Consider the following 9,498-nt stretch of genomic DNA (forward strand, 5'->3'; position numbering starts at 1 on the left):
TTGGCGCGATGGCGAAAACCGTGGCTACGCAGACCCTGGGACCGATCGCATTTGGTCTAAGATGGGGCGACACACTCGCCTATCGTTCGGATAACGCTGTTTCATGGCCAAGAACCGCCGCGTGACCATCGCCGACGTCGCCGCCCGCGTCGGCCTGACCAACATCACGGTCTCGCGCGCGCTCAACCGCCCGGAAATGGTGAAGGCGGAAACACGCTCGAAGATCGAGGCCGCGGCCAGCGAGCTCGGGTATGTACCCAATGCTTTCGCGCGGGGCTTGAAGCACAGCGAGAGCCGGCTGATCGGCTTCGTCACCGCCAGCGTGGACAACCCGTTCTACGCCGAGATGATCAAGGCCGTTTCGCGCCACGCCAAGCGGCACAACTACGCCATCCTGTTGTTCGACACCGATGGCGAAGCCTGGCTCGAAGCCAACGCCATCGAGACGCTGCTGAGCTATCAGGCGGCAGGCATCATTCTCTCGCCGATATCCGACGAACCCGACTATCGGCCGAACTATATCGAACGCCTGCACAACAGCGACGTGGCCGTGGTGCAGCTCGATCGCACGCTCTACAACGCCGATTTCAGCTCGGTGGTGCTGGACAACGTCTGGGCCGGCCAGTGCGTGGCCGACCATCTGCTCAAGCGCGTGTTCGCCAAGGCGACGGAACCGGCGACGGACGAGCCCTCGCGCCTGCTCGTGGCCGCCGGCCCGGCGCACTCCATCATCACCCGCGAGCGATTGGCCGGTGTACAGACCACACTCGCCGAAAACGAGCCCGGGGTCGAGGTCGACGTGCTTTGGGGCGACTACACGCTGGAGCCGGCGCGCGAGGCGGTGGGCGCCTATATCGCGGCCCATGGCATGCCGGGTGCGATCTTCGGCATGAACCAGCTGATCACGCTCGGCGCGCTGCAGGCGATGAAAGCCCACGGCATCGCACCGGATACGCTGAGCGTGATCAGCATCGACCGTCTGCCCTATCTGGATATCTTCGATATCCGCGTGCCCTGCGTAGTGCACGACGGCTTCCATGCCGGTCAGCGCGCGCTGGAACTATTGCTCGAACGCATCGCCGATCCGGAGCTGCCACCGCAGACTGTCACGGTGCGCGGCACGCTGGTCGAATAGCCGCAGGCATGCTGCGGCGGCGGCATCCCGCTACATATCGAAATTACTCGGCAGCACCACGACGTCACGAATGGTCACGTTACGCGGCCGAGTCAACATGAACATGATGACCTCGGCGACGTCCCGGGGCTCTATGAGGCTGCCGGATTCCTTGGCCTGGCGCAGATTCTCCTCGGGCCAGTCCTTGAGCAGCGCGCTGCTGACCGGGCCGGGCGCGACTTCGCCAACCCGGATGCCGTGCTTGATCATCTGCCGCCGGAGCGTCTGCACGAAGCAGTTGATGGCCCATTTGGATGAGGCATAAACCGGCTCCCACCACACCGGATGATGCCCGGCTACCGAACAGGTGACGAGGATATCGCCGGTGCCGCGTTCGATCAGGTGCGGCAGGATATTGCGCACATTCTTCATGACCACGTTCACGTTCAGATTCAGCATGCGGTCGATTGTGGCTTCGTCGGTTGCCATGAAGTCGCCGCCGATATACGTCCCGGCATTGGCGTGAAAAATATCGAGATGATCGACTCTTTCGAGAATGCCCGAGAGCAGGGTGGCGCACTGCGCCGGGTCGAGCAGATCGATGACCAGCGGTATCGCACGCTCGCCATAGCCCTGCCGCACGTCGTTCAGAGCGGCCTCGTCGCGATCGATCAGCACCACCGTGGCGCCGGCATCGAGCATGGCCTGCGCACTCGCCCAGCCGATACCGGAGGCGGCCCCGGTGACCGCGGCGATCTTGCCCTGTAGCTCGTTTGTCATATCTGGTTTCTCCCAAGTGGTATTCGTTGTTTCAATCGTCATGTATCCGACGGACAACATCAGTTCGCGAACAGCCACGCACTCGCACTCGAACAAAGCCCGGCTTGTCCGGTTTTGCGATTGACGATCCGCGTTCAGCCGCCTGCCGTTGCCACATCTTTTTTAGAAAAATCGGCGGGCATCTCCACCAGCGATCAGCCCGCCGATGCCGCATGGCGGCTTTGCCTGGATGGCGGTTGTGCTAGCCCTCGCGACCGCGGCCAATATAGACCGCGAGCAGGATGATGCCGCCCTTGATGACGTCCTGGAGATAGGACGACACGCCCATCAGGTTCAGGCCGTTGTTGAGGATCGCCAGCAGCATGGCGCCGACCAGCGTACCCAGCACCACGCCGCGGCCGCCGGAGATCGCCGCGCCGCCGAGTACGACGGCCGCGATCGCATCCAGCTCGAAGCCCTCGCCGATACTCGGCTGGCCGCTCATCAGGCGCGAGGTGATCACCAGCCCGGCAATCGCCGCGGTCAGGCCACTGATGGTGTAGACGAACATCTTGGTGCGCGGCACGCGGATGCCGGTCAGGCGCGTGGCTTCCTCGTTGCCGCCCACGGCATAGACATAGCGCCCGAACGGCGTGTGATGCAGCACCACATAGCCGGCCGCATAGACGAGCAGCATGATCACGATCGGCACCTGCAGGCCGGCCAGATTGCCGCGACCGAACCACGAGAACCACGACGGCAGCCCGGAGATCGGATAGCCGCCGGTATACAGCAGCGCCAGACCGTGGGCCGCGCCCATGGTCGCGAGTGTGACGATGATCGGCGGCATGCGGCCGAAGGCCACGCAGAAGCCGTTGAAGGCGCCGAACAGGCTGCCGACGCACAGCCCGGCGACGATCGCGATCGGCGCCGGCCAGCCGGCCGCCATCAATCCCGCCATGATGGTGCCGGACAGCGCCATCACCGGGCCCACCGACAGATCGATACCGCCGGTGAAGATGGCAAAGCTCATGCCCACCGCGATGATGCCGATCACCGAGCCCTGACGGGCCACGTTCTCGATGTTCGACACATCCAGAAAGCGGTCGTTGACCAGACTCATGATGATGAACACGGCGATGAAGCCCAGCAGCGGGAAGAACATCGGCGAATGCAGCATGCGCTGCCAGCGCGACCGGCGCTGGCGACGCGGGGCCGCGACCCCGGCGGATTGGGTTGAATCGCTCATCGGGCGTCCTCGGTCACAGGTTGGGAAACAGCCTCGGCATCGCGGCGTGGTTCAGTCACCGCGTGGCGCATGATGGTGTCGGCCTCGATTGCGTCATCGGCCAGCTCGGCCACGATGCGGCCGTGGCTGAACACCAGCACGCGATCGCACAGCCCGGTGATTTCAGGCAACTCGGAAGAAATCATGATGATGGCGATGCCCTGGTGGGCCAGCCGCTTCATCAGGGCGTAGATTTCGGATTTGGCACCGACGTCGATACCGCGCGTCGGCTCGTCGAAGATCAGAATACGACAACCGCGATCCAGCCAGCGGGCGATTACCACTTTCTGCTGGTTGCCGCCCGACAACGACTGCACCGGGGTCTCCGGGCTCGGCGCCTTCACTCGCACCTGCTCCATCGCCGCCTCGACCATGGCCGCCTCGCGGGATCGGCTGATGAACGGGGCTGGGCGATAGAACTGGGCCAGGTGATTCAACGTAATGTTGTCGGCACAGGAAAACGGCAGCACCAGTCCCTGGCGCTTGCGATCCTCCGGCAACAGGCCGATGCCGGCGGCCAGCGCATCGGCCGGCGAGCCAAACTTCATCTCGCGACCGTCCAGCCGGATCCGCGCGACCCGCGATGGATAAGCGCCGATCAGCGCCATCGCCATCTCGCTGCGCCCGGAGCCAACCAGGCCGGCAAAACCGAGGATCTCGCCTTTCGCCAGCGTGAGCGAATCGGTATGCGTGGTGTGCTTCATGCCGATCTCGGCTTCGAGCAGGATCGGCGCGTCGGCGTTGCGGGGCTCGCGCGGCGGGAAGATGTTGTCGACCCTGCGGCCGATCATCATCTCCACGAGTGCATCATGGTCGGTCTCGGTGACCGGACAGCTGGCGACGTAGGCGCCGTCACGCAGCACGGTGATCCGGTCGCAGACCTGAAAGATCTCGTCGAGATGATGGGAGATGAACACCATCGCCACACCATCGCTACGCAGCTTGCGCATGATCCTGAACAGACGCTCGACCTCGGTCGGCGTGAGCGGCGCGGTCGGCTCGTCGAGCACCAGTACGCGGGCGTTGAGGGACAGCGCCTTGGCGATCTCGACGAACTGCTGATCGGCCACGCTCAAGCGATGCACCGGGATCTCGGGGTCGATGTCGATATCGAGCCGGTCGAACAGCTCGTGCGCCTCGGCGAGCATCGCCGAGCGCCGGATCAGGCCAAGCCGGTTGCGCGGCTCGCGGCCGAGGAAGATGTTGTCGACCACCGACAGCCAGGGCACGAGGCTGAATTCCTGGAACACGATACCCACGCCGGCGGCACAGGCATCGCGATAACTGGAAAAATGCCGGGCCTCGCCGTCGAGGCGAATGGTGCCTTCGTCGGGCTGATAGATGCCACAAAGGATCTTCATCAGCGTCGACTTGCCGGCGCCGTTCTCGCCCAGCAGCGCGTGGATCTCGCCGGCCTCGACGGTCAGGCTGACATCGTCGAGCGCCTTGACGCCCGGAAAGCCCTTGCTCACATGTTCCAGCGACAGCACGGCGGTCATGGCTCAACTCCTCCAACAGGCGAAGCGCGCCGGCCTGTCACCGGCGCGCGCTCGCAATACGACGCCCGCGCCTAGCTGCCCCAGTGGAAGCTGGCGGCGGTCTTCGGCGTCACCGGGGTGACGTCGACCGGGATCGTGTCCGGGCTCTTCTCGCCGCGATACTTCTTCAGCGCCAGATGCAACGCTTTCACCACCTCGACGTCCGGATGCTGGGCCACATCGACCACGATCGGCGTGTTCGCCTTCTGCATGGCCTTGATCACCTCGGGATTGCCGTCGATGGTGGCCAGCTTCACGTGATTATCGGAGGAATTAAGCGCCACCAGCGCGCCGAGCGTACCGCCGTCATTGACGCTGAACAGGCCGTCCAGATCCGGATGCGACTGCAGCATGTTCTCGGTCACATTCATGGCCTTGTCACGTTCCTCATGACCGTTCTGCTCGTCGACGATCCGGATGCCCTTGGCTTTGCCCAAGGCCTTCTTGCAGCCTTTCACGCGCTGCAGGATCGGCGTCACCGGAATACCGTTGAGGATTGCGACCTTGCCCTTGCCATTCAGGCTCTTGGCCAGATACTGGCAAGACAGATAGCCCGCTTTGAAATTCTTCGAACCGACGAAGCCGGAGACCGGCCCATCGGCCTGGGCATCGACCGCCACCACCGGAATACCCGCGTTATGCGCCGACACCACGGCCGACTGCACACCCACGGTATCGGTCGGGTTGAGCAGCAGAATATCCACGCCGCGCTGGATCATGTCCTCGACGTCGCTGGTCTGTTTCGAAATATCGTGATGCGCGTCGGTCACGATGAGCTTGGCACCCATCTTGTCGACCTGCTTCTGCAGCGCTTTCTGCATGGTCACGAAATAGGGATTATTCAATTCCTGGAACGACATGCCAATCACGAGCTTGTCGTTTGGCTTTTTATGATCACTGGCCGCTGCGGCAGGCAGCGCAAAAGCTGCAATGGGCAATAGGGCAAGCGCCAGACCGCGGCGCAAGCAACGCAGATTGATACTCGGCATCGTCATTTCTCCTCCGTGGATGCGTTGCCGGCGCTGCACTTGATTGAATGATGCAACGATCCAGAACGCTGATTTAATGTTAACGTTGTCATTTCACGCTAGCCTGTCTTGCCGGAACGAAACAATTAGCCTTTTGGCTATAGCGACTAAAGTCGGAAACCGATCACGAGCAAGGCGGGCTGGAACGCGGCACAGTAGTCGCCCGACCGCATCCCGGGCCCGCAAGACCCGGCCACTCTCGACTGAGGAGACCCATGAGCGCGCACTATCTCGGCATCGACGTTGGTTCCGGCAGCGTCCGGGCCGGCGTTTTCGACGGCTACGGCCGCTGTCTGGCCCAGACCGCCCATCCGATCTCTCAGTTCCGGCCGGAGGCAAACTTCGTCGAACAATCCAGCGACGAGATCTGGGCGGCCTGCGTTGCCGCCGTGCGCGATTCGATCGAAGCCGCGGCAACCCCGACCGACAGCGTGCGGGCTATCGGTTTCGATGCTACCTGCTCGCTGGTCGCGCTCGGCGCCGACGGCCGGCCGGTGTCGGTTTCGCCAACCAATGACGACGCCCGGAACATCGTGATGTGGATGGATCATCGCGCCACGGCCGAGGCAGCGGAAATCACGGCCACCGGGCACGAGGCACTGCGTTACATCGGCGGTCAGGTCAGCCCGGAGCTGGAGCTGCCCAAACTGCTCTGGCTGGCCCGAAATCGGCCCGATCAGTACGAACGTGCCGCGATCTATCTTGATCTCGCCGATTACATGGTGGCCCGTGCGGTCGGCGAACTCGGCAGCAACGGCACGCCGGGCAAGAGCACCTGCACGCAGGTCTGCAAGTGGCTGTACCTCGCCCACGAGGGCCGCTGGCCGACCGATCTCCTGGCCGGGCTCGGATTGGAGTGTCTGCTCGACAAGCCCCGCATGGCCGGCCCGATCCGCGAACCGGGGGCCCCGGCCGGGCGACTGGCCCCGGACGTGGCCGAAGCATTCGGCCTGAGCGGCGAGATCACCGTCGCCACTGGCCTGATCGATGCCCACGCCGGCGCGCTCGGTATGCTCGGCGACGATCCAGAGGCCAGCCTGGCCGTGATCGCCGGCACGTCGACCTGTCATATCGCCTTTTCGCGCGAGCCCTGCTTCGCGCCCGGCGTCTGGGGTCCGTACTGGGGTGCTGTGCTGCCCGACGGCTGGGTCAACGAAGGCGGTCAGAGCGCGGTCGGCGCGCTGATCGACCACATGATTCGCGACAGCGCGGCTTATGGCGATCTCATGGCCGAGGCCAAAGCCCGGGGCGTGAGTCATTTCGACGTGCTCAACGCCCGCCTGGACGCGATGGAAGCCGAGCACGGCGCCGCGACGCTGGCCCTCGATGTCCACGTGCTCGACTACCACCACGGCAACCGCTCGCCGCTGGCCGATGCCTCGCTCACCGGCATCGTCACCGGGCTGACGCTGGATACCAGCATCGACGATCTCGCCGTGCGTTATCTGGCCACGCTGCAGGCCGTGTCCTACGGCACACGGCACATCGTCGAGGCCCTCAACGCCAACGGCCACCAGGTCACACGGCTGCGCCTGTGCGGCGGGATTCTCAAGAACGAACGCTGGCTGACCGAGATGGCCGATGCCACCGATCTGCCCATCGAGCTACCAAGCGAGCCCGAGACCGTGCTCCTCGGCAGCGCCATGCTCGCCGTCGCCGCCTGTGGCGATCAGCCGGATCTGCGCAGCGCGGCCGCTGCCATGAGTGGCACCGATCGCGTGATCGAGCCCCGTACCGGGCGCCGCGCCTTTCATGACGCCAAATACCAAGTCTATCGCGCGATGCACGCACATCAGATGGCGTATCGCGAGATCATGGCCGGCGCCGATAGCGTACGGAACTGAGCTCGCGATCAGACTTCGACAAGCCATGTGCGGGGGCAGTCAGCCGCTGCCGCTCGACCCAATATCGGCTGCGATCGGGCCAACTCGAACCGCGGCGCAGGTTTCGGTTGTAGAGCGTGTGTGACGCGGCCCGCTATTTCGCGCGCTCATCGAACCACATCGGGGCCGCTCGGCGCCGTTCAGGTCTAGCGGCGCCAGAATTCAGGCGTGAATATGATCAGTAGCGTGAAAATCTCCAGCCGTCCGCCAATCATGGCCACGATAAGAAACCATTTAGCCGGGCTCGGTAGTGGACTGAAGTTGGCGGCCGCCGCACCCAGCGCGGGCCCCATGTTGTTGATACAGGCGGCGACCGCCGAGAACGCGGTCAACCCGTCGAGCCCGAGCGCCATGAGAATCAGCACCATGACGGCATAGCCCGCGACGTAAAGAAAGAAGAAGGCCCAAACGCCCCGCAGAATCGACTCCGACAGAACGCGATTTTCGAGCTTTACCGAAAACGCGGCGTTCGGATGCACGAGCGACTTCAGTTCTCGCCAGGCCTGTTTCAGCAATAGCACCAGCCGAACAATCTTGATGCCGCCCGAGGTCGACCCGGCACAGCCGCCCAGGCAGGCGAGCAGCATCAGCAATATCGGGATGAAACTCGGCCACTGCGAAAAATTGGCACTGCCAAAGCCCGTGTCGGTCATCAGGGATACGACCTGAAATGTGCCCTGAATTACCGCGTCCTTGATGGATGCGTAGGTCCCATGTGCATACAACGTGACCGCCACGAGGGTGCTCGCGCCGACAATGATCAGCGTATAGGTGCGCAATTCGATATTGCGCAGGTACGGCATGAAACTCCCGTTGCGCCAGCAAATGAAATGAAGTGAGAAGCTCGCGCCGGAAACGAACATGAACGCAGTGGCGGCAATCAATATCGCGTTGCTGTGGAAATACGCCATGCTGGCGTCGTAGTTCGAAAACCCGCCCGTGGCGAGCGTGCCGAAGGCATGAGTAATCGCATCGAACGGGCTCATGCCAAGCAGCCAGTAAGTGCCCGCGCAGGCCATTGTGATCGTGGTATAGGTCCACCACAGTGCGGACGCGGTCTTCTTGATTCGCGGCGCCAGCTTGTCGTCCTTGATCGGGCCGGGTGTCTCGGCCTTGACCAGCTGCATGCCGCCGGTGCCGAGCATCGGCAGAATTGCCACGGCGAGCACAATGATGCCCATGCCGCCGATCCAGTGAAGCCATTCACGCCAGAACAGGATCGCGTGCGGCAGGGTGTCGAGACCGACGATGACGGTCGCCCCGGTCGTGGTCAGACCCGATACCGCTTCGAATGCCGCATCCGTGAAACTCAGACCCGGACGATCCGCCAGTAACAACGGGAGCGCCCCGACCAGCCCCAGTACCGTCCAGAACAGGCTAACGATCAAAAAACCATCACGAATCTTCATGTCCCGGGATACACGACGCACCGGGAACCAGAGCGCCACCCCGGTTGAAAACGCAATGAGGAACGAGGTCCCGAACGCTGCCACGGCGCCGTCGCGATAAATCAGGCCGATGAGCACCGGCAGGAGCATCGTGGCCGAAAAGAAGATAAGCAAAACGCCCAGAACACGCTGCACGACCGCCCAGGGGTGATCGACGATCAACAAACGCTGACTGCTCAAAACGGTGTTCGGCAAATGGAAAAGGGGGACGAAATTCTCGCCCGCGGCGCCGTTTAAATGCCGTAGTCAAAATGACGCCTCGCTGTAAACAAACCGTAAATAGCCACCCAGCACGCGCCCTACCACCCGCGAACCGGCTGCCCAAGCGCTCGTCTGCGTGGCATAAATTATTCGTTTATAGATCTTGATTAGTTCGGAAACTCAGCAGGGTCAGGATATGACCCACCGAGTTCGGATAATAAAGCCATAACCCACACAGG

7 protein-coding genes are annotated in these 9,498 nt (G+C 63.1%); 2 read left to right on the forward strand and 5 right to left on the reverse strand.

From position 1 onward, the window contains the following. Nucleotides 1-103: 103 nt before the first annotated feature. On the forward strand, nucleotides 104-1,135 hold the full coding sequence (locus tag ACS8YF_RS07655; protein WP_440849622.1) for a LacI family DNA-binding transcriptional regulator: 1,032 nt from the start codon (nucleotides 104-106) through the stop codon (nucleotides 1,133-1,135). A gap of 30 nt (nucleotides 1,136-1,165) precedes the next feature. On the opposite strand, the gene ACS8YF_RS07660 is transcribed toward ACS8YF_RS07655, so the two are convergent. The 4 genes from ACS8YF_RS07660 to ACS8YF_RS07675 form a co-directional block, all read right to left on the reverse strand. Next, a complete protein-coding gene (locus ACS8YF_RS07660) occupies nucleotides 1,166-1,894 on the reverse strand; it encodes an SDR family oxidoreductase (protein ID WP_440849623.1) in 729 nt (242 codons plus the stop codon). A 241-nt stretch (nucleotides 1,895-2,135) separates the two neighbouring features. Then, the gene (locus ACS8YF_RS07665) at nucleotides 2,136-3,122 is read right to left on the reverse strand and encodes an ABC transporter permease (protein WP_440849624.1); all 987 of its coding nucleotides are present in this window, start codon (nucleotides 3,120-3,122) and stop codon (nucleotides 2,136-2,138) included. Next, nucleotides 3,119-4,660, reverse strand: coding sequence for a sugar ABC transporter ATP-binding protein (locus ACS8YF_RS07670; RefSeq protein ID WP_440849625.1), 1,542 nt, complete (start codon nucleotides 4,658-4,660; stop codon nucleotides 3,119-3,121). Before ACS8YF_RS07670 ends, ACS8YF_RS07665 begins: the two co-directional genes overlap by 4 nt. A 71-nt stretch (nucleotides 4,661-4,731) precedes the next feature. Further along, the gene (locus ACS8YF_RS07675; protein ID WP_440849626.1) at nucleotides 4,732-5,694 is read right to left on the reverse strand and encodes an ABC transporter substrate-binding protein; all 963 of its coding nucleotides are present in this window, start codon (nucleotides 5,692-5,694) and stop codon (nucleotides 4,732-4,734) included. Between the two features lie 248 nt (nucleotides 5,695-5,942). Between ACS8YF_RS07675 and ACS8YF_RS07680 the strand changes: the two genes are divergently transcribed. After that, nucleotides 5,943-7,571, forward strand: coding sequence for an FGGY-family carbohydrate kinase (locus ACS8YF_RS07680; RefSeq protein ID WP_440849627.1), 1,629 nt, complete (start codon nucleotides 5,943-5,945; stop codon nucleotides 7,569-7,571). Between the two features lie 185 nt (nucleotides 7,572-7,756). Here ACS8YF_RS07680 and ACS8YF_RS07685 read toward each other — a convergent pair whose 3' ends face one another. Further along, entirely contained in the window at nucleotides 7,757-9,238 is a 1,482-nt protein-coding gene (locus tag ACS8YF_RS07685; protein WP_440849628.1) for a TrkH family potassium uptake protein, read from the reverse strand. Nucleotides 9,239-9,498 lie beyond the last annotated feature (260 nt).

The sequence above is a fragment of the Salinisphaera sp. SWV1 genome, assembly GCF_052044155.1.
Taxonomy (GTDB): domain Bacteria; phylum Pseudomonadota; class Gammaproteobacteria; order Nevskiales; family Salinisphaeraceae; genus Salinisphaera.